The sequence below is a fragment of the Thermanaeromonas sp. C210 genome, assembly GCF_013167955.1.
In the GTDB taxonomy this organism is placed as follows: domain Bacteria; phylum Bacillota; class DSM-521; order Neomoorellales; family Neomoorellaceae; genus UBA12545.
In genome coordinates this window covers 78,117-99,446 of record NZ_BLWF01000003.1, presented here as the reverse complement: position 1 = coordinate 99,446, position 21,330 = coordinate 78,117, and the positions used below count along the sequence as shown (strand labels likewise).

The window sequence follows — 21,330 nt, the reverse complement described above, 5'->3', positions numbered from 1 at the left end:
GACGCTTTTCTGAATAATTGCGCCTACGGCTCGAGACCTAGTTCCCTCCGAATGCGCTCGAGCCCCCACCGGCTCACGAAATCACCCATTCGCTCCTTGGTCTTGCCATGTTCTGTCCAGAGCTCCAGAAGGGCACCGAAGAGATCGCCCAGCAGGGGGTAATCTTCTGGGCCCCGCACCGGTATGAAGGGTACCAGGACATGTCCGACCATGGGACCCTGCCCTCCCCGGCGGCCGTATTTTCCCCCCACTACCCAGGCCACTCCCCGCTCCCGGCCCGGCTCTATGGCTGGACAGAAGTTGATACAGGTCATGCATCGAAGACATTTCTCACCCTCTATCTCCACCCGCAGGCCACGAGAACCCTCATGAATTTTTAATGCTGTTCCCGGGCAAGCCTCGGCCAGTTCCCGCCAAGGGCCGCCCCTCGCCACCCACTCGCCGAACTTTTGTTCGTCCACCAGGGGGAGATCCCGGTAGACGCCTACAAAAGAATTGTCCCGCTGCATCATGGCCCGAATACAGTCGTTAGGGCAGCCCCCCACCCCGCTCTTGCATTTATGGGGAAAGCCCGGGTACTGCTGGTCCTCCATGAAGCGTTCCCCCAAATAAGTGGCTAGGGCCGGTGCGTCGATCAGGGCAGCGTCACACCGCGCCGGACCGCAGCATGCTATGACGCACCGCAGATCGTCTCCCGTAGACCCAACGTCCAGGCCGAGCCTGTTCAGTTCACGCACCAGGGGAACCATATTTTCCCGTGGGGTATAAATCTCCAGGGTGCCACCCGTGGTGAAGTGTATCAAACCCAGGCCGTAATCCTCGGCCAGGTCGGCCAGGGCCTCTAAGGTGGCTGCGCTCACCCAGCCTCCGGCGGGGCAGAGAATCCGGAGAAAGGGCGATTCCTCCAGCAAATCGGGGTAGCGGCTGGAGCGGGTCGAAGCCCCGGCAGGTATTTCAGGAATGGAGACGTAACCGCCGCCCTCAAAGGCTGGAAGGCCATCTTTAAGTCCTGCTTCATAGAGGGCCAAAGGGTAGCCGGTGGCGGCCAGCTCTCTGACGTGGCTGGGGTACTTCCCCTCCAACAGCAGCCGGCAAAGGGCCGTTCCGTCGGCAGGCTTAGCCATGTTAACACTCCTTAGGCATGGGTAATCCGGTTATCTTGCTGATTTCTCCAATGGGATTTCCCGGGAAAAGCTTATAAATCTTCTTCTTTTCCCAGCCGCTCAGTTTAATTAAAGTGCGCAAGGTACACAGTGTCTCGTGTTGAGAATAATAGTTATAGCTTAATTCCAGGATGTGCCAGTGTTCCTTGGTGAGATGGATACCCCGTTCTAATGCCCTGGCGGCAATCCTTTCCCTCTGAGCATTAGAAAGGCTCATCTCCATCCCTCCTTGAATCAATTTTAGCACAAGAATCAACAATTGGGGCCAGCCTATTTTCTGGCCGGCCCCACCGCGTGGAGCTTCCTGTCCCCAGCCCGGGCTTACACGCATCCCGTAGGCTTGGGTAGCCCGGCAATCTTACAGGCACCCTTGGCGGGCCCGCTGGGAAAGAGATCGTAAATCTGCTTCAGGGTAAAGCCCGTCTCTTTGCAGAGCTTCCGTATCATGGGAGCAATGCCGAACTGGAGGTAATACTGGCGTAGGTAATTAATGACCTTCCAGTGATCCTCCGTCAGCTCGGTAACTCCCTCCGTCTCGGCCAAGGCCTTGGCTACGGCCTCATTCCACTTGTCTGGGTCCTGGATGAACCCGTCTTCGTCCACTTCAATTTCAATACCTGCCAGCACCATTTTAGGCATAGCCTTTTACCCCCTCCGTTAGGTTTTTTATATATCCTTCATAGCCCCTAGGCTGCCAGGACTTTACAGCACTAGGGCATTGGCTACCAGCTCGCTGATACCGGCAAAGCGTACCGGGAGCTTATAGTAATTTATGATTTCGCGGAACTGTCCCTTGCAGTTGGAGCACGCCAAGGCCACAATACTAGCGCCCGTTTCCTCCATCTGGCGGGCCTTGATCTTCCCGTAGGTCTCCATCCTAAACTTCAAGAAATCCCCCTTGGTCATTATGGCAAAACCGCTCCCGCCGCCGCAACAATAACTCATTTCTCGGTTAGGATGCATCTCGCGGAAATCCGTGCAGCACGCCTGAAGAATACGGCGCGGCTCTTCGTAAAGGCCTCCCAGGCGTCCCAGCTTGCAGGAATCATGATAGGTCACCGGTTCCGGATTCTTCCGTGGATCTACCTTGATGCGCCCCTCCCCGATCCACTGGTCTATTAGTTCCAGTATACTCTTAACCTCAAAGGGCCTTTCCTCCTCCGGTACCAGCCGCATCATAATGTACTTGAAGGCCTCAAAGGCGTGGCCACACTCGCCCACCACCAGGGTTTTTATCTTTAAATCAATACAGGTCTTAATCTGGGCCCGCAGCACCTTCTCCAGCTCTACATCACTGAAAAATACCCCGTAATTGACAACATCGTTGATGCCCGTAGCGGGAGAATTGAGAGTCCAATCCACCCCGGCCGCGTGAAAGATTTCAGCCGCCCCCATCACCGTTTCCGCAAAGGCCAGGTAATCTCCGGCATTATGCATTACTAAATACTCGGCGCCCTTTTTGTCCACCGGTATCTCTATTTTGTATCCCTTGGTATCCTGGATTTCTTCCACGAGGAAGTCTACTATGTCCAGGAAGGCGGCCGTGGGCGTTCCCGTAGCATTGCCCATCTCCAACTGCTTCCGGGTCCCTTTTTCCCTCAGCTCATCCGGGGCAATGTCTATGGCCTCTAGTATTTTCCTGGCCTCCCTGATTATCAATCCGTTATCAATGGCCACGGGGCAAACGTAGGCACACCGTCGACAGACCGTGCAGCGGTAAGAACCCTCGGCCAGAGCATCCAGCTTTTCCTCCGTTAAGTCCTCTGCCCCTACCAACCGGGGAAACAGCCTGCCTGCCAGGGTGAAGTACCGGCGGTATATCCTGCGGAGCATGTCAGCCCGCACGGCAGGGTGGTAGATTTCCCGGCGGCCGCTTCCCAAATAGAGCGGGCACACCTCGGCACAGGTGCCGCACTTCATGCAGGTGTCCAGGGAAAGAACATAGGGAAGCCAAAAAGTCCAGTTGGCCCGGCTGTCCAGGGACTTTTTCATGGCCTCCAAAAACCGGGGTACGCGGTTTTCATGGGGCTTGAGCACTTCATCGGAAAGGGCGCGGTACTCATCCAGGACTTTTCTCAATGGCTTTCACCCCATTTTACCCGGTGGTAGGTGAAATACTTGGCCGCAAAATGGATCATGCGGCCGAAGGGCAAGTACAGCAGGAATATTTCCAGGAAAAAAATCTCCCACAAAAGGGACGGACGGGAGGGCAAACGGGGCGCTAGGCTTAGGAGGCCTACCGCATATTCCCTGACCGCAGGGCCTTCACCGAAGAAGCCGCTGATTATGCCTCCCGCGGAAATTAGAAACACCAGGAGCAGGTTGAGGTATTCCACCGGTGTGGATAATATTTTCAGGCCCCGGCACAGCCGCTTGGCAAACATCCACAAGGAGCCGCCGGCCGCCGCAAGTCCGCCCAAGTATCCCAGGAGCCCCACCGGGCATCCCACCAGGACGAGGAACAACCACCCGGCCACCAGGTAAATGCCCCAATGCATAAGAAGGGAGGGCAGCCATATATTCTTATTGTGCAACTTTAGGCTCCGGAGTGACACAACCTCCATTACCATTTCTCCCACCCGTTCCCCTGCCGTGCGCGGGTAGGGGAATAGCTCCCAGGGCAGGTGCCGGGGCGCCCGACTCCAGCATACAACCCGATAGATAAATCCTGCCACAAAGACGGCTAAGGCCACGTACGGCAGAAATATCCCTACCAAGTACGCCAGCCAACCCATGTTCCGCCCCCCTTTTTATTTCATGAGCCCGTCCTGTCACCAGGACGGGCCCTGTGCCTACCAGCGGAATTGGACCGTGGTCCGGAAGGTCGGGACGCTGAAAACGAAATCGTCGATATGTTTATCCGTAAAGGGGATGCCCGTAAGTTTAAAGAAGGTTTCCCAACCTATCCGCTCGATCCACTCGCCCATCCTCTCGCCTTTGCGGGCATGGGTGGCCCAAACCTCCACCAGGTGTTTCACCGCCTCGACCACTTCCGGCCAGCGGGGAGGATTGTTGGGCAGGTAGGGGATGGCCAGGCGCGAGAACATGGGAGCCGACCGCGCATTGGACACTTTGCCGCCTACCCAGAGGGAAATGCCGTCGTTTTCCGGATCCATAATCTCCATGGCCGGGGACATGGTATAGCAGTTACCGCAGTACATGCACCTTTCTTCAATTACGTCCACGCTCTTGAGCTTCGGGTTGGGCCGGATGGCGCCTGTGGGACAACTGGCCACTACCGTGGGAATCTCGCTCACCTTGGCCAGCATTTCATGGTTGACCCGCGGCGGCGTCCGGTGGATGCCCAGGATGGCGATGTCCGAGCAGTGGACGGCCCCACACATATTCAAACAACAGGCCAGGGCGATGCGCAACTTGGCCGGTAGTTTGTCTTCTTCAAAATAGCTATAGAGCTCATCCATCACCGCCTTGACGATGCCGGAGGCATCCGTAGCCGGCGTATGGCAGTGAATCCAGCCCTGGGTATGGACCATATTGCTCAGGCAGCTTCCCGTTCCGCCCACCGGCCACCCCTTAGCCTTGACTTCGGCAATTAGGGGCTCGATATTCTCCTTCTTGGAAAGGATGAACTCGATATTGTGGCGGCTGGTAAAGCGCACATAGCCGTCACAATACTTGTCTGCCAGGTCGCAGATATCCCGGATGGTGTCGGTGCTGAGCAGCCGCGCCGAGCCCACCCGTACGGTGTAGACCTCCTCACCGCTCTCGGCCACATGCTTTAGTACGCCGGGCCTAAGTATTTCATGGTAGGCCCATTTCCCGTAATTCCTCTTAATGACGGGCGGAAGCATATCCCCGTAATAGGGAGGTCCGAAATCGGTCCTAGGCATTTCGTTTCACCTCCTCCGGCCACCAGAACACGTAGGGATTGGCCCGGGGCCGGAATACCATTTGGGGTACCGGCGGCAAACCTACTGCCTTAAGGAAGGTGCGCATGCCGAGCCGGTAAATAAGTTCGCCTATGCGCTCCCTGTTCTTGGCGTTTTCGTCCCACCAGTCGAAAATCCTGCCCAGGAGGTCCTTGAGCTCGGTATAGGGAGGAGTTAAGCTCATAAAGGGTACGATAACCCACCCGAGGAAGGCCGATTTCAGGATGGTGGCCTTGCCTCCCACCAGAAGGGTAGCGCCCCTTTCCGTACCGGGCTTTAGGGCCTTGGGCATCCGGTTAATGCAGTGCATGCAGCGGACGCATTCCTCAACGCTTAGCTTCAGTTCCTCGTTGGCGGCGTCCCAGGCTAGAGCCCCCGTGGGGCACCTCTCTACAACTTCCGCCTCAATATCAAGGCCGTTCTTGACGTACTCGGCCACCGCCGCCTGGTTTATCTGTAGGGGGCCCTTCCAAGTACCGATGATGGCCAGGTCGGCCCTGGCGATGGCAGCTACACAGTCGTTGCCGCAGCCCGAAACCTTGATCTTGAACTTGTAGGGCCACTGGGGCCGGTGGAGGAAATCTTGAAACTCCAGGGTGAGGCTGTGGCAAACATCCAAGGTATCGATACACGAATACTCACAGCGTGCCGGCCCTACGCAGGCGCTGGGGGTTCGAAGACCGCCGCCCGAGCCGCCCAGATCGAAACCGGCATCGCTCAGCTCGTCAAAGCAGGGCTGCAGGTTTTCCGTGGTGGTACCCAGGAGGATGATGTCCCCCGTAGACCCGTGGAAATTGGTCAACCCACTACCGTATTTGTCCCAAATATCACATAGGGACCTCAAGGCCTTGGTGGTGTAAAACCAACCGCTGGGCTGGTTTACCCTTATGGTGTGGAATTCCCTAATGTGGGGAAACTCCTCTGGTTTGTTGGAGTAGCGGCCTATTACGCCCCCACCGTAACCCCTTACTCCTACAATACCCCCGTGTTTCCAGTGACCCACTTTTTCCTCATAAGAGAGATCCAGCTGCCGCAATAAATCCCCCGCCGCCGGTTTTTTCTCCGCGGCCCTTTTCATTTCTTTAACGAAACTCGGCCACGGCCCCTTTTCCAGCTCATCTACCCGGGGAGTTCGGGATTCGACCAAGATGCTTCACCTCCACTTTAGCTTAGGAAAATTTGTTATACCTGGTGCTATTCAGCCCCAAGCTCTCGGACCACACCTCCTTTCAACTTCCATACTTCTCGAGCTAAATTTAATATTCTTGTACGGTAACTGCACCCGTCGAACAAACGGTGGTACAGCTTTCGCACCCCAGGCACTCCGAGGCATCTCCTGTTACCTCTGCTTTATCCCCCTCCATGGAAAGAATCTGAGCAGGACAAGCGGCCGCACACTCTCCACAACCGCTGCACTTATCAGGATCCACCGAAACGATGTACATCTCCCGCCACCTCTTTCGTTTCTTGTTTTTATGTTTTTGTTATAGCAAGTACGTTTGCCTCTACTACCGAACGCCCTCTTAACTCACCATACATATTCGACACTCCGGCCAGAAAATCCTGCTATGAATAAAATAAATTACGGTATAATTTAAAGTATCGAAACCCAAGCCGGGATCTTTGAAGAGAACACTCCGTTCTACAGGCTTAAGGTGACGGCCAGCGGAGTGCCGTCCTCCTCCGCCAATTGAAGCCACAGGCTACAGGCGGGAAGTTCCAGGCCGGCGGGCAATTTCTCAAATACCAGGGTAAACTCCGAAGGGTCGCCGGCCGTAACCCTGACTACGGGTTCCCTTTCCAACTCCAACCGGTTGTAGTTATGACCGTCCGGGCTGACCAGCACGGCATTCAACACTTTGAGGTCCCTTGTTTCCCCGGAATATACTTCCAGAGCGACATGTACTAAGTACGAGGGGTCTACCGCCACTTTGGTGACGCGGACGGTGGTTCCCGAGAGACCCGACACTTCCACGGCCCCGCCCTCCCAGACCCACTCGCCCGGACCCATGGCCATGACAGCTTCTCCCGGCCGTCTCTCACCGGTCCTCTCAATCCTCTCTTCTTCAAAAACGATACCCGGATTTACCGGGCTTCCGCCCTCGAACTCTTCTATGACCAGAAGGCGTGAAGGTACGCGGGAGGCCGGAAATTGGGGGAATACCAAGTACAGATCTCGGTATCCCCCCTCTAACACCGTTTGCCGGCAATAAAGGTCGTCCGGAAGCTCCGTAAGAAGCATGTCATAAAGGTTTACCGCATTGGGGAGGCGCCGGGAACTGAAGACGTATTTCTTGCCTCGGTCGTCCACGAGGGCAAAGGTCCTGCCCCATCCCTTGCGTTGGCTGAAATCCATGCCCTCGTACAGGCGCACCTTGAGGTATAACGCTCCGTCGCGGCGGCCGAAGGCCAGGACGTCGTACTTGGCCGAACCCTCAGAGATCGCACCTTCCCAGGTTAGCGCCGGAATTATTTCCCCACTCTTCAAGCCCGGAAGGGCGTCAGCGGCCGCCGGACCTGCCTGGCCGCCGATGGCGAGTTTAGGGCTGTCGGTAAACCTGGCCGGTTCCAGGCCCAAGGGCCTGTCCGTTGCCCAGACCAAGATAACGATATCGACTATCAGTACCAAGCCCAGGGCGATAGCCACCAACCATGTTCCCTTGTTGCTACTCCTTTCCCCCATGCGCCCACATCCATCTCTTAGTTTAAGATAGAAAAAGGCAACCCTGACCAAACCACTATGCCCTGCGGCCAGGGTTGCGCAAAGGTAGCCCTCTCTGTTAGAAGGTCTTGGGGAACAAAATTCCTCCGAAGGCCAGCCACGCCATTATTAGGGTGAGGACGAGATTGGCAGTCTGCCCCACGATGTAATGCACCACGGGCTTGCCGCCCTTGACCTGGCGGGCCAAATCCCTTATGTTGGACTCCAGCCCGATACTTATAAAGGCCAGGGCGAAGAACCATCCCCGCAGGCCGGAAGTAATCTTGGTGAAGCCGTTAACAGCCTCTTCTCCCATGCTGGGTATCAGAATAAAGGAGAACAGCAGGGACGCACCCACGAAACCCAGAACGAATTTCGGGAAGCGCACCCAGATTTCCTTGGCACTGGCCGCCTCTACGCCCTCGGTGGCTCCCCCCTTGCGATACACCCAAATAAGGGCCGTCACAAAAGCCACCACGCCGATGAGGACGTTCTGGATCATTTTCACGACGGAAGCTATTTCCATTCCCCTCTGCCCCAAGAGGGCACCGGCCGCCACCACGGCTCCCGTGCTATCGATGGTCCCGCCTATCCATGCCGCCCCCACGTCGATGTCCATTTTGGCGACCATAATAAAGGCGGGCATGAGCACCAACATTAGCACCGTAAAGAGCAGGGATATGGTAATGGCCACACTTACCTCTTCTTTCTTGGCACCGCAGGCGGCACCGGTGGCGATGGCTGCCGACACGCCGCAGACCGAAGTTGCTGTGCCTAAGGTAAGGGCAAATTCGGGCTCCATTTTGAGGACTTTAACGCCGAACCAGTACATGAAAATGATTACTAGCGGAGGTACGATCCACCCCACCATTATTCCCGGGAGGCCCAGGGCCACAATGCGACCGAAGAGGATTTCACAGCCCAACAACACGAGGCCCGTCTTGATGTACATCTCCGTTCTAACGGCAGGTTTAAGCCATTCGGGCGTCCTTACAGTATTGCTTATAAGTAACCCCACCACCAGGGCCCACAGAGGAACTTCCAGGTTGTAGTCCTTGGCTATAACATGATTTCCCAAAATCTGTGCAATGATCGCCAAAATAAATAATACCGGAAAAGCCACTAAAAACCTGGCGGCACTCTGCCCCATGGCTGCGACTCCGATAGCGTTGAGGATGCCCAGACCTATTAGCAAGGCAATGAGCCGTATCCACGCTTCGGGGGGAACGGCCTGCCCTAGGCTGGTCCACTTGCCGAAGCTGGGTAACTTAGTAATAACTCCTGCAATAGCAAGAATGATGAGAATAAACCCAAACCATACGGACCACCAATCCTCTTGTTTCCATAGGGGAGACCAATCTATCCCCCTTTTAACCTGCGGTTGAGGCTGATAGGACATTATTCCACCTCCATTTTACTTTGGAGTGTCATCCCCTTCTTGCTCCTCCTCTTGACAACAACCACAGGCTATATAACCGCCCCTCCATATTACTGTCTCGCCCGCACCACCTCCTGGCATTCCTTTGTGCTTGCGCTCCTTTTCTCCTATCACCCCCCTTTAAACGTCCGTCCAGCGTACCTCAAACGCAGCATGTGATTTCTGAATCATTCACGGGTACCGCTGCCGGACGTACTGTTAACTATGTCTTTATTTCCTCTATTTTGACCTAAGGCAAGAGGAGGAAATATCCCTTTCTTAAAATACAGAGCTCCAATTTATTTTGTGGTTACAAGAACAACCATTAGGTCTCTACTTTTGTATATTATATTTCGATATATATAACCAGATTCCTGCTATAAATAAAACCCATGGGCAAAAATTTTGTCGGCATTAGAAATACCTGATAGCGCCTGACCAGTAGATCGGTCCCAAAATATTATATGCTAGCGCGACGGTTTAATTTGATAACGACTCACGGCTGCCAAGTGCTCTCGCAAGCTCCGGCTGAACTCGTGGGAACCGTCGGGCCGGGCCGCAAAATAGAGGTAATCAGTACGGGCGGGATTAAGGGCGGCCAGAAGGGAAGCTCGACCTGGAGAGCCAATAGGCCCTGGGGGTAGGCCCATGACTTGGTAGGTGTTGTAAGGGGACTCGATCTGTAAATCCTCATAGGTCAGAACCGGCTTGGGAGTCTCCAGTAAATACTCTACCGTGGCACAGGATTCCAGCTTCATCCCCCGTCGCAGCCGGTTCAAGAACACCCCTGCTACAAGGGGGCGCTCTCTATCTAATTTGGCTTCCTTCTCTACTATGGAGGCCAGGGTAACGATTTCGAGGGTATCGAGTTCCAGGCCGGGGGCACGTTCCTCCTCAATTTCGTTATAAACTTGCTGGAAGCGGTCCAGCATCAGCCGAATAATGGCTTCCGCCGTAGTCCCCGCCGGTACCCGATATGTATCGGGGAACAAGAAACCTTCCAGGTAATGGGTACCCGGCGATATCCCTTCTAGGAACGGGTAGTTATAGGGTTTGGCCGCTGCCTGCCAGAATTCGTCCTCCGTCACCAAACCCTTCTCGGCCAGGACGCGGGCAATCTGCTTAAGGGTAAAGCCTTCGGGGATGGTGAATTCTTCTTCCATTACACGGCCTGCTACCAGATGCTCCAGGATTTGTGACAGGTTTTCCCCTGGGCTTAGGAGGTATATCCCGGGCTTTAGCTTCTGGTCGGCCTTCTGCCGGGCAGCATAAAAGCCGAAGGCCCGGGCGCTGCGGATTATGCCGTGGTCTTCCAGCAAGCGGCCGATCTCTGCGGCCGTGGCACCGGCGGGAATGGTCACTTTAACCGGCGGCGCACCTTCTGCTCCTGCCGGGGCCATAAGGCTTTGCCACCAGGCCCAGCTTACGGTTAAGGCGAGGATTAAAGCCGCGGCCAGGAGGGATGCGCCCAGCCCCAGGCGCCGCCCTTTCCACCTTCCAATTTTACCTAACAACCCTGGCGGTTGTCCCACCAATCTCTCCCTCCAGCTTTTTATTTCATTATAGCAAGAGGGAAACAGGCTTGTCACCTCGTCTCAACCCTGAGCCATCTCCACCTTTTGGCCACATGAGATTTAGGCTCCTCCTCACTCCGTGAGCCTCGCGGGCCAAACTCAGCCGGTGGATTTAGGAGGGGTCCTCAGCCTCGGAAAGAAGCCCCTCAACCCAGGGGCACCCGAAGCTAACAGCCGCCCGGGCTCGAGTGCCCGCAACGGGGTGTGGCGACCAGGCCCACCGGAAAGGAGGACCCTAGCACAGGGAATCACGGTCCCCGGACGACTACCCGGGGAAGGGGAAAATAGTAGTCCAGGGAAACCCTTTCTTCCGTCCAGCTTCCGTTAATGAACCCCCGGCGCATGACCCGAACCCGGTATCCCGGCTTACCTTCCCTTTCTACTAGGGTCTTGCCGGCCGGCAGCGATACTTCTTCTTTGATCCGGAGGGGCGGTGGAATTTTCTCGATTATTTCGGAAACTACTTCCATGCGGGGCGCTTCGGGCGGGCCGTAAAAGGTAAAGGTCAGGCTGTTGCCCTTCACCTGGGCCTTGAGCCAATACCAGTAAGGGGTGTCGTTTCGCAAACGGAGGTCGATGAGGCCGTAGGCCACGGTGGCGTCGAGGCCCGGGGGGACGTAGTCCACCTTTAGGGCGTGGGGCTGCCTCTCCACTATCGTCATTCCTGCCTGCAGGGCCGCATTGTAGAGGGTACTGGAAACCTGACAGACGCCTCCTCCCACGCCCGGAATGAATTCGGCAGCTTCAATGACCAGGGCCTCCCGGTATCCCCGCTCCACCGTCCTGGGGCCCACCAGTTCGTTAAAGGAAATTTCCTCCCCCGGTTTAAGCCATTTCCCGTCCAGGGCCTGGGCCGCCAGAAGGATGTTATGGGTGCGGTTTTCATCGGACGGGTTGAAATAAGTGGTAAAACTGCTCACCGCGTTAGTAATGCGGCGCCCGGCTATCTCTTCCGTTGACACATTGGGGGCCAGCCCGCGGGTCGGTATCTCCACCGGTTGCCCGGAACCTTGATTTAAGCTCGCCTGAAGGGCCACCCACAGGTCTTCGATCACCACGGCTCTGCCTTCCCGGCCGGGAACCACCCGCGGCCGACCCCCGGCATCCAGTTCCAGCCGGGCATCCTGGGGATCAACGCGTAAGGGGCCTATGAGCCCCTCAAGTTCGGAATGGGCCTTATCCTTTTCATAGCGGTAGACGGGATCAAGGTAGTACTTCCTGGCGGGCCACAAGTACGAAAGCCTCTCCCACCACGGGCCGGTGCGCCCAACAGCCAAGGCCCGGGCCAAAGTGGCCTCCACATCTACCGTTAGCCCCAGGGCCCCCGGGGTCGTGGTCAACACCCGGTCCTCCCACCGAAGCTGCACCGGCCTGGCCGCTTCCCGCAGGGCTAAATCCACCAAAGCGCGGCGCCCTTCTTCGGCCTTCATACCTCCCAGGTACGTGTCTCCCACGTATACAGCAGGCCAAATACGTTGGCCCAATAAGGAGCTCCCTCCCAGCAAGGCCGGCAGGCTCCCGACCAGCAACAGGACCCAAACATACTTTTTCACGCCCATCCCTTCCCCCGGCGGGTTATCTTATACATAATATGCCCCGCCGGCCGCCCCGTTAAATAGAAAGAACCCGCAACTGCGGGTTCTCAATTAGTTTTCCTCTTCGTCCACCAGCTCGTCCCAGGCTTCTACTACCCGTTCCCACTCCTCTTCATCCTCGATTGCGTAGAGCACTTCTCGACCCTCTTCGTCCCTGCCTATCTTTAAGACGATGGCTTCGTCGGCGCTGTCTACCACGGGTAACAGGACGGCGTATTCCTCATCGTCTACCTCCAAGATATCCACCACTAAAAATTCGTGTTCCTGCCCTTCTTCGTCGCGTAACAGAATGGTGTTTTCCTGGCAGGCCATTTCCTCACCTCAATTTATATTAGGGTTGGACCCATCATACCCTATCGGACGGGTGGCAGTCAAGATAACTTTGGAGGATCAGCACGGCTGCCAGGCGATCCACGATCCTTTTTCGCCGGCGGCGGGAAAGGTCCGCCTCCACCAGAAGCCTTTCGGCCTCCACCGTAGTCAATCGCTCATCCCAGGGAACTACCGGCAGCCCCAGGAATTCCCTCGCCGCCCGGATAAAGGCCAGAACCTTCTCCGCCTGGGGCCCCAGGCTTCCGTTCATATTCCGGGGTAAACCTACCACCACTTGATCTACCCCGTACTCCTTAGCCAGGGCCTCTAAAGCCCTGAGATCCTCCTCCAGCCTCTCGCCGCGCTTCAGGGTTGTCACGCCCTGGGCCGTCCAGCCCAGGGGATCGCTTACGGCCACGCCGATGGTTTTCTCCCCTACGTCCAGTCCCATTACCCGCAAAGGTCAAATCACCTTTAAACAAAAATCGCGGCAGGCCGGGGCGCAGTAGCCGCACAAAAGGCACTTATTGCGATCTACCACCACCCGCCACCCGTTCACCCGCAGGGCTCCTTGCGGGCAGTAGCCGGTACACCGGCCGCAGCCGGTACACCACTCTTCAATATGGAGCCGCCGCTCCTTTTGCCGGGTCACCTGCAATACATCAAAAGGCGGCTCTTCCCCCCGACTCCAGGCCACGTTTACCAATACCTCGGCTTCCGACTGCATACCCACTGCCACCGAATGTACGAAGGGCAGTTGATACACGAAGTCCAGGGCCTCCCGGGCCTTTTTAATTAGGTGCCCGCCCCCCAGAGCCTTCATGGCATAGATGCCCTTACCTGCCCGGGCCGCCCCTTCCACCGCCTCCAGCATGTCCTGAATAGTGCCGTCCAAAATACCGATACCTTCGACGTTGAGGAGGGGATGAATTACATCAATTTCAGGGAGTTGGGCAGCCGCCCTAACCGCCGCCACGGCATGGGTGGAGAGGCCTACCGCCCGGACCAGTCCACGGGCCCTGGCCTCTAAGAGGTACTCGAGGGCCTCCCGGTGCCCGGCAATGGTAAGGGCCGACTCCTGCTCATGTAAGAGGAAAACTTCGATGACATCGCGGTCCAATTCCCGGCGAGCCTTTTCCAGGCTTGCAGCCATTCCCTCCCGGGTGTAGGCATAAGACTTGGTGGCCACTACTACCGGCTTTGTCCACCCGCGCAGGGCTGCCCGAATATAGGGGTAAGTGCCGTAGCTCTCGGCCGTGTCTATAAAGTTTATCCCCTGCTCCAGGGCCGCTCTAATTAGCGATGCCCCGGCGGCCAATTCCAGCCCGGCCTGGAGGGGTCCCAGGGGCAAGGTTCCCAGGCACAGGCGCGAAACGTAAAGATCCGTCCTACCCAGCTTAACATAACGCAAAGACCGATTTCCCTCTCCTCCAGGACGGAAGGAACTTACCTCTCCCTTACCTGCGATCCGTCCTGTTCCCTACTTTTCGACGACTCCCTCCGTCAATTCCGCCAATTTTTTTTCCCAGTACAGGAGGCGCCCTTCCGCCCGCGAAAGAAGCCTTTCGTCCTCCGCGGTAAAGTAACCCACTTCGGCCCTGGCGCGCGCCTCTTCTAAATGGGCCCGCAAGACGTCCAATCCCCGCCGGTACAGCTCCAGGGCATAGCCGGCCCGTTCCCGTTCATGCCCCCATGGGGAGCTCCGCCAATCACGGATGGCAGCCTTAAGGAGGTCGAAGAACTTTTCCCCCTCCGCATACAAGTTCACCGTGAGCTCCACGTCGGAGAGAGCCAAGGGGCTATTCCTCCTTTAAATAATGATTGAGCAATTCCTCCAAGATTTCATCCCGCTCAACCCTGCGAATCAAATTACGGGCGCCCCTATGGCTGGTAATGTAAGCAGGGTCGCCAGATAAAAGATACCCGACCAGCTGATTAATGGGGTTATATCCCCTTTCCTCGAGGGCCGCCTTAACTTCCCTTAACACATCCCTTACTCTTATTTTTTCCTCTTTTTCCATTTTAAACATCATGGTTTCCTGCATATCACTAACTCCTTTCGGACCCGGCCGAGGCCACTTGCTGGGCCACTACTCGCAGGCTGTAAAACAGCGCCTCCTCCAGTTTGCTCGGATCCTTTCCTCCCGCCTGGGCCATATCCGGCCGGCCGCCTCCGCCCCCAGCGGCGACCCGGGCCACTTCCCGCAACAAATTCCCGGCATGGACACCCCGGGCCACGACATCTTTACTGGCCATGGCCACGAAATTCACCCTGCCGTTGCTGGCGGAGCCGAGGATGACAACACCCGACCCCATCTTCGCCCTTACCAGGTCTGCCATTTCGCGCAAGGCTTCGGCTTCCGTCACCTGCACCCGGGCGGGTAACACACGCACACCGTTTACCTCTTTAACCTCGGCCAGCAACCTATCAACTTCGTAGGACGCCAGCCGGCTCCGCAGGGAGGCCAGTTCCCTTTCCAGGCCCTTTACCTGGGTTAGCAGGGCTTCAACCCGCCGGGAGACGTTGTTAACCGGGACCTTTAAAAGGGCGGCCGCCCTTTCCAATTCGGCCCGCTCTGCCGCCAAGAATTCCAAGGCTGCCGAACCGGTGACCGCCTCCAGCCGCCTGAGGCCGGAACCTATGCCGCTTTCCCCCGTTAAGCGGAAAATACCCAACTCAGCGGTATTGCGGACGTGGGTACCGCCGCACAGCTCCAGGCTGTACTCGCCGATTTTTACTACCCGTACCCGTTCACCGTATTTTTCACCAAACAGGGCTATGGCGCCCATGGCCTTGGCTTCCTGGAGGGACGTCTCCAGGGTATCCACGGCCAGGTTGGCCAGGATCTTCTCGTTCACCCTGGCTTCTACCGCCTTCAGTTCTTCCTCCGTCAGGGGGGCAAAATGGGTAAAGTCAAAGCGCAGGCGGTCGGGGGCCACCAGGGAGCCGGCCTGATTGGCGTGCTCGCCCAGCACTTCCTTCAGGGCCCGGTGCAACAGGTGGGTGGCGGTATGGTTGCGGGCTGTAGCCCTTCTTCTCTCTACATCCACCGCTATGCGTACCCGGGCTCCCGGCCGCAGGGTGCCCGACTTAATCTCTAATTCATGCAGAATCTTCCCGGCTGGGAGACGGCGGGTGTCCAGGACCGCGGCCCGTCCACCGCTCCAGGATACCTCGCCCCGGTCACCAACCTGCCCGCCCCCTTCCGGGTAGCACGGGGTGCGGTCGAAGACCGCCCATCCTTTTTCCCCGGCTTCCAGGGCCTGTACGCGCTCCCCTTCTCCGAGGAGGGCCAGGGTCACCCCTTCCTCTTCCCAGGAAGTATATCCGGTGAAAACGGTGGGCTTCACATCTCCCAAGATGCTGCCCAGGGTTATTTCCAGCTCATAGCCCTTATCTTCTTCCCGGGCCGCCCGCGCCCGTTCCCTCTGGGCTTCCATGGCCCTGGCAAAGCCCTCGCGGTCAACGCTAAAGCCCCTCTCCCCTGCTATCTCTTCCGTAAGGTCGAGGGGAAATCCGTAGGTATCATAAAGGACAAAGGCCTCCTGCCCGGTGACCTCCCGGCGGCCTTCCTTCTCGGCGCCGGCCAAAATACCTCCCAGAACCCTGAGCCCTTCATGGAGGGTGGCGTGAAAGCGCTCCTCTTCCTGGCGAATTATACGCATGAGGTCCCCCTCCCGGGCGGCCAATTCCGGGTAGGCTTCGCTCATGATTTCGGCCACCACGGGAACCAGGCGGTAAAGGAAGGGCTCTTCCAAGCCCAGCACCATGCCGAAGCGGGAAGCCCGGCGCAAAATCCGCCTAAGCACATAGCTTCGGCCCTCGTTGCCCGGCAGCACACCGTCGGCAATAATAAAGGCGCAGGACCGTGCGTGGTCGGCGATAACCCTAAAGGGAAATCCCTCTTCTCCGCGGCTGTAGCGTCGACCGCTTAGTTTTTCCACTGCGGTAATCAGGGGGCGTATCAGGTCGGTATCGAAATTGCTCTCCACCCCCTGCAACACCGAAGCTATCCGCTCCAGGCCCATGCCGGTATCGATACTGGGCCGCGGCAGCGGTGTCAGATTCCCTGCTGCATCGCGGTCATACTGCATAAAAACGAGGTTCCATATTTCCAGCCAGCGGTCGCAATCACAAACCCCTAGGGCGCAAACCTCCGCGCCACAGGAGTGCTCCGGACCCCTATCATAAATAATTTCGCTGCAGGGGCCGCACGGCCCGGTGTCCCCCATGCTCCAGAAATTGTCCTTTTCTCCCATCCGTATGATGCGCTCGGGTGGGAGCCCGGCTATCTCCTGCCATAACTTAAAGGCCTCTTCGTCATCCTGGTAAACGGTGGCCCAGAGGCGCTCTTGGGGGAGCTCCAGAACCCGGGTAAGGAACTCCCAGGCAAATTCAATGGCTTCTTTCTTAAAATAATCTCCAAAGGAAAAATTGCCCAGCATCTCGAAAAAGGTATGGTGGCGTGCCGTCCGTCCAACGGTATCCAGGTCGTTATGTTTTCCCCCCGCCCGCACACACTTCTGGGCGGTGGTAGCTCGCTTATAAGGACGCCGGTCCAGGCCTAAAAAAACGTCTTTAAACTGAACCATACCGGCGTTGGTAAAAAGTAACGTCGGATCGTTGTGGGGTACCAGCGGGGAACTGGGAACAACGGTATGGCCCTTGGAGGCGAAGAAGCTCAGGAAATTCTTCCGCACCTCGTTCCCGGTCAAAACAGGCCTCAACTCCTCGTCAAAACTAAACCTCGTCGCCGCAATAGCCGGTGACGAGGTTTCCGACTAAATTTGCCTTCATTATACCTTGACTTGCGCTCCCTTGTCAATAATTAGCAGGCTCTATAATAAAAAGTGTGGGAAAGGGTTAAGTAGAGGGGGAAGAGGGGGTGAGTTAGAAGAAAAGGAGGAAAAGGACGGGGGCACATCCAATTAAAGTTAGTAACCAGAAGCCCCTAGAAGAAAGGAGTGCCCCCATGCATAAGATTAACACGTTCACTCTTGAAGGACAAGAGAATTTTGGGAAAATACTACAGACTATTTTAGAAGCACCTCGCGACCAGGGAGATATTGTGTTAAGGGTGACCATAGACCCTCCAGCCGTATGTCCGGCATGCAACGAAGGCAAATTACATAGACATGGCTTTTTAAAGGGAAGGGAGAAGAAGCCCAAAGAAAGGAAAGTTCGTCATGCTTTTTTATACGGGAGGTGGGTTATTCTCTCTTGGGTGCCGGTACGGTATAAGTGTTATCGTTGTAAGAAGACTTATACCCTTCGTCCTCCGGGTACCAACGCCTGGGCCAGATTTACAAAATTAGGGGTGCAGATAGTAGTTTATTATGCCCAGAGGATGAGCTTTACCGGTGCTGCCCAAATATTAAACCTCACTCCTGGTAGGGTTATAAGAATAGTGGACAAGTATATCCAGCCCGGTCTTCGCGGGGATGATACTCAAGGGCCCGTAGTGTTAACCTTAGATGAGCTATCCTTTAGCGGGAAGGATTTTGTATGCGTAGTAGGGAGGTTAGCACCGGACAAGAGACCTTTGAGTATTTTAGAGGACGTGAGAACGGCTACTATAAGGGCTTATCTAGAGGGGCTCAAAGAAGCCGGGGTGAAAGTAGAGGCGGTAGTAATTGATATGAAAGACTCTTGGCGGAAGTTAATCAAAACGGTTTTTCCTTCAGCCAAGATAATAGTAGACCCCTTCCATGTAATTCAGGACGCCAACCGTCGCCTAAATGAAGCCCGGAAAGTAGAACAAGAAGCAAGCAAGGAGAACATACCTCGCCTACCTTTGATTAAGGCTAAGGAGAGACTTACTCCCAGACAACGAGAGACGTTAGAAAAAATTAGAAATAAATACCCGTCCCTCTATGAACTATACCAGCTAAAGGAAGATTTGCGCCAGATCCTAAAGATGGACCGGGTAGAGGAGGCTCAAGCTGCCTTAAGCCGTTGGCTCATAAATGCCGAATGCGCCGAAGATGCAGAAGGACGGGTATGGGCGCGTACTATCAAGTCTTGGAGGTCAGAAATATTAAATTTGGTAACATATACTCAACAAGGTCGGCGGTATACTAATGGCTATATTGAAGGTAAAAACACCTTAATTAAAATGTTAAAACGCTTAAGTTTTGGCTTTGGCAATCGTACCCATTTCATCAAGAAAATGTTTCTGGGATGCTGCCCCCAAAATCTAATCCCACAACTATTGACATAGAGCCTAATTAGCACTCCAGGCTAGAAGTATTGCGGTACTTACCACGCCTTTAGAGCCGCCTCGATACGGCGCCAGGGGGCGGGATGGGAATAGGTCAACCACTCCACAAAGGGTGCCGGAGCCACATCCTGCAGATTACAGCGGGCCAGGTCCACGTGAAGTTGAACCATGGCGGGGATGTTACCGGTTAGCTCTAAGGCTACCCGGTCGGCCTCCCTCTCAAGCTGTCGGGAAAGGGAATTTTGCACCGGCAGTGCGAGGAAGGAAAGGAGGTGGAAGAAAAGCCATATGATAATCAGGATATGGGGGGCATAGGGCCCTCCGCGAAGTGCTTCCCCCGGCGCCGAAATCCGCAGTACGGCGTATAAAGCCCCAAACAGAGCAAAACCGCCCGCAATACCCCACACCAGGCTCCGGACGATGTGACCCCGCGCCCAGTGGGCTATTTCATGGGCCACCACGGCCTCGATTTCTTCGGGGGGATAATTCTTTAATAGGGTATCGTACAGGACGATGCGCTTTGTTCCGCCCAGGCCGGCAAAATAGGCGTTGGCCTTGGTAGTCCGGCGGCTGGCGTCCATCACCAGCACCTCCTCCACCTCCATTCCCGCCCGGCCGGCCAGGCGAACCACCATATCTTTGATGGGCCCGTCGGCCACCGGTTCAAAGCGGTTAAAGAGGGGGGCCACAAAAACGGGCCAGAGCATGGTTTCGATTACCATCCAGGCGGCCAGAAAGAGTCCCGCAGCCGCCCACCAGCCCGTCGGCCAGCGCGCGGTGGACCAGAACAATAGGAGAGTTCCTATGCCGGAGAAAAGCAAGTCCAGCCCAGATCCCTTGAGATAGTCCAGCCACCAGGAAAGAAGCCCTTGCGTGGAAAAGCCCCACCGGTGCTGCACCACAAAACCGCTGCTGAAGGTAAAGGGGAGTTCGGCCAGCCTGAGTAAAAGCCAAATCCCCCCAAAGAAGAGGGCGAGGGCCAGGCAGTACCGGTGGCCGGACCACTTTAACACGAGCCGCGCCATGGAGGCCCCCTGGCCGCTCCACCAGAGCCACCATAGCAGCCCGGCCTTGGTTAGATAGGCGGCCAGGCCGAGGAGGCGCACCGTCTGCTGGTACCGGCGGGCCCGCTCCAGTTCGGCCGGACTGAAATATTGACCCACCAGGGCCGGCACGGGCGCCGGTAAAAAGAGAAATAAAAGATAGAGGGCCGACAGTATTAACACCGCTCCCAACAAGATTCCCCACACGAACTGGGCTTTGACCAAACCTTTCCCCTTCCCCTACTTTGCTTTTTAAAGGAATTTTATTCTCCAGTAGCCCTAATTATCCTACTGAGGGGGTATAATAGACAAAAGCCGGCCGTGGAAGAAAGGGGCCGGAAAAATCCCTTCCAAGCATGTCTTTCGGCGTCCAAATTAAAACCGGCCCTCCTGGGGCCGGCTAGGAGTTCGTTCCTCCCGGTCACTCTTTTTCCACCGGGATGCCCGCCAATTTCATCTTTTCCCGGAACTCTTCTTCATACTCTTTATAGGTGTGGACCTTCACGGGATAATTCCACGGGTTCACGTGCCTCCTGGCCCGGCTGTCGTTAGGCAGGTTGCGGGTAGGCATGAGGAAAATGCCGCCCATGTGCACCAGCTTGCTGAAGGGAAAGTAAGCCAGCAGCGCACACGCCAGCCCCCAGTGGACGTAGAAGAGAACCCCGATCCCTTCCGGAATGCGGGGCCGGAAGGTCAGCACTCCCATGGCCAGCTCCTTGACGGCCGCCACATCCACCCCCACGAAATAGCGCATGATAACGCCGGAAATACCAATGCCCAGAAGAAGAAGCAGGGGTACATAATCCCCCGGCAGGGAAATATACCGTACCTGGGGTATGAAGAAGCGGCGGAGCAAGAGGTAAGTAGCGCCCAAAAGAAAGGTTATGTCCGTAAGATAAAGGGCGCGTAGTCCCACCCGGAGGAACCCATCGATCCCGTCCACCCAGTAGACGAAGGAGGGAACGGGATCGGTAAAGAACCGCAGGTGCCGGATGACTACCAAAAGCATGGACCAGTGAAAAACCAGGGCGCCCACCCACAGCCACTTCTCCCAGTGGTAGGCCAGATGCGGCCCCTCATGGAGCTCGGCCTTGGTGTTGCGAAAGAGGGAGCGAAAGAGCAGGATCTCCAGGGCCATGCGGCCTATAACCCCGGCGGTACTGGAGGGATTATCCAGGCTGCTGGGCTTAATCCAGGGAAGGGAGCGCTGCTGCCCGCCGGTGGTAGGTATCCGGAAGGGAACGGGCGACCGCCCCCACCCCAGCAAGCGATAAGCCATCCCGCCAAGAAAGACGGCCGCAGCAACGTATGGGAGCACTGCGCCCACCAAGAATTGGAGGCCCAGTACTTTCACGGCCAGGGTGATGGCCAGAATTAAAACCGCAACGACCCCCAGCGAAAAGGCTACTCCCAT

General features: G+C 56.4%; 20 protein-coding genes and 1 pseudogene. 1 reads left to right on the top strand and 20 read right to left on the bottom strand.

Going from position 1 to position 21,330, the window contains the following annotated elements; genetic code table 11:
* Window positions 1-23: 23 nt before the first annotated feature.
* The 18 genes and pseudogenes from TAMC210_RS07930 to alaS form a co-directional block, all read right to left on the bottom strand.
* Window positions 24-1,124 carry a hypothetical protein gene (locus tag TAMC210_RS07930; protein ID WP_173298276.1) on the bottom strand — a complete coding sequence of 367 codons (1,101 nt, stop codon included), beginning with the start codon at window positions 1,122-1,124 and terminating at the stop codon, window positions 24-26.
* 1 nt (window position 1,125) lies between these two features.
* Window positions 1,126-1,380, bottom strand: coding sequence for a TusE/DsrC/DsvC family sulfur relay protein (locus TAMC210_RS07925; RefSeq protein ID WP_173298275.1), 255 nt, complete (start codon window positions 1,378-1,380; stop codon window positions 1,126-1,128).
* 104 nt (window positions 1,381-1,484) lie between these two features.
* A complete protein-coding gene (locus tag TAMC210_RS07920) occupies window positions 1,485-1,802 on the bottom strand; it encodes a TusE/DsrC/DsvC family sulfur relay protein (protein WP_173298274.1) in 318 nt (105 codons plus the stop codon).
* Window positions 1,803-1,865: 63 nt separating this feature from the next.
* A complete protein-coding gene (locus TAMC210_RS07915; protein WP_173298273.1) occupies window positions 1,866-3,242 on the bottom strand; it encodes a (Fe-S)-binding protein in 1,377 nt (458 codons plus the stop codon).
* Entirely contained in the window at window positions 3,239-3,898 is a 660-nt protein-coding gene (locus tag TAMC210_RS07910; protein WP_173298272.1) for a nitrate reductase, read from the bottom strand. Before TAMC210_RS07910 ends, TAMC210_RS07915 begins: the two co-directional genes overlap by 4 nt.
* A 57-nt stretch (window positions 3,899-3,955) precedes the next feature.
* Entirely contained in the window at window positions 3,956-5,014 is a 1,059-nt protein-coding gene (gene dsrB / locus TAMC210_RS07905) for a dissimilatory-type sulfite reductase subunit beta (RefSeq protein WP_173298271.1), read from the bottom strand.
* Window positions 5,007-6,200 (bottom strand): dissimilatory-type sulfite reductase subunit alpha, encoded by a 1,194-nt coding sequence (dsrA, locus tag TAMC210_RS07900; RefSeq protein ID WP_173298270.1) that lies wholly within the window; start codon window positions 6,198-6,200, stop codon window positions 5,007-5,009. The genes dsrB and dsrA overlap by 8 nt, the downstream gene beginning before the upstream one ends.
* 109 nt (window positions 6,201-6,309) lie before the next feature.
* Window positions 6,310-6,507 (bottom strand): annotated as a pseudogene (locus TAMC210_RS07895) (4Fe-4S binding protein); the annotation flags it as partial.
* A 188-nt stretch (window positions 6,508-6,695) separates the two neighbouring features.
* A complete protein-coding gene (locus TAMC210_RS07890; RefSeq protein ID WP_173298268.1) occupies window positions 6,696-7,736 on the bottom strand; it encodes a hypothetical protein in 1,041 nt (346 codons plus the stop codon).
* Window positions 7,737-7,833: 97 nt separating this feature from the next.
* Window positions 7,834-9,153 (bottom strand): YeiH family protein, encoded by a 1,320-nt coding sequence (locus tag TAMC210_RS07885; protein ID WP_173298267.1) that lies wholly within the window; start codon window positions 9,151-9,153, stop codon window positions 7,834-7,836.
* Between the two features lie 485 nt (window positions 9,154-9,638).
* Window positions 9,639-10,703 (bottom strand): endolytic transglycosylase MltG, encoded by a 1,065-nt coding sequence (gene mltG, locus TAMC210_RS07880; protein ID WP_173298266.1) that lies wholly within the window; start codon window positions 10,701-10,703, stop codon window positions 9,639-9,641.
* Between the two features lie 290 nt (window positions 10,704-10,993).
* A complete protein-coding gene (locus TAMC210_RS07875) occupies window positions 10,994-12,298 on the bottom strand; it encodes a VanW family protein (RefSeq protein ID WP_173298265.1) in 1,305 nt (434 codons plus the stop codon).
* A gap of 93 nt (window positions 12,299-12,391) precedes the next feature.
* Entirely contained in the window at window positions 12,392-12,652 is a 261-nt protein-coding gene (locus TAMC210_RS07870) for a DUF1292 domain-containing protein (protein ID WP_173298264.1), read from the bottom strand.
* 34 nt (window positions 12,653-12,686) lie between these two features.
* Window positions 12,687-13,112: a Holliday junction resolvase RuvX gene (gene ruvX / locus TAMC210_RS07865; protein ID WP_173298263.1), complete on the bottom strand. Its 426-nt coding sequence runs from the start codon at window positions 13,110-13,112 to the stop codon at window positions 12,687-12,689.
* A gap of 3 nt (window positions 13,113-13,115) precedes the next feature.
* Window positions 13,116-14,063, bottom strand: coding sequence for an aldo/keto reductase (locus TAMC210_RS07860; RefSeq protein WP_173298262.1), 948 nt, complete (start codon window positions 14,061-14,063; stop codon window positions 13,116-13,118).
* A gap of 69 nt (window positions 14,064-14,132) precedes the next feature.
* Window positions 14,133-14,447, bottom strand: coding sequence for a hypothetical protein (locus tag TAMC210_RS07855; RefSeq protein WP_173298261.1), 315 nt, complete (start codon window positions 14,445-14,447; stop codon window positions 14,133-14,135).
* 4 nt (window positions 14,448-14,451) lie between these two features.
* Entirely contained in the window at window positions 14,452-14,697 is a 246-nt protein-coding gene (locus TAMC210_RS07850; RefSeq protein ID WP_173298260.1) for an IreB family regulatory phosphoprotein, read from the bottom strand.
* A 4-nt stretch (window positions 14,698-14,701) separates the two neighbouring features.
* The gene (alaS, locus tag TAMC210_RS07845) at window positions 14,702-17,368 is read right to left on the bottom strand and encodes an alanine--tRNA ligase (protein ID WP_173298259.1); all 2,667 of its coding nucleotides are present in this window, start codon (window positions 17,366-17,368) and stop codon (window positions 14,702-14,704) included.
* A 257-nt stretch (window positions 17,369-17,625) separates the two neighbouring features.
* Here alaS and TAMC210_RS07840 point away from each other — a divergent pair, with 257 nt between their 5' ends.
* On the top strand, window positions 17,626-18,873 hold the full coding sequence (locus TAMC210_RS07840; RefSeq protein WP_173296948.1) for an ISL3 family transposase: 1,248 nt from the start codon (window positions 17,626-17,628) through the stop codon (window positions 18,871-18,873).
* 38 nt (window positions 18,874-18,911) lie between these two features.
* Here the strand turns inward: TAMC210_RS07840 and TAMC210_RS13930 are convergent, their stop codons facing one another.
* The gene (locus TAMC210_RS13930) at window positions 18,912-20,141 is read right to left on the bottom strand and encodes a M48 family metallopeptidase (protein WP_217267327.1); all 1,230 of its coding nucleotides are present in this window, start codon (window positions 20,139-20,141) and stop codon (window positions 18,912-18,914) included.
* 196 nt (window positions 20,142-20,337) lie between these two features.
* Entirely contained in the window at window positions 20,338-21,330 is a 993-nt protein-coding gene (gene dsrM / locus TAMC210_RS07830) for a sulfate reduction electron transfer complex DsrMKJOP subunit DsrM (RefSeq protein ID WP_173298258.1), read from the bottom strand.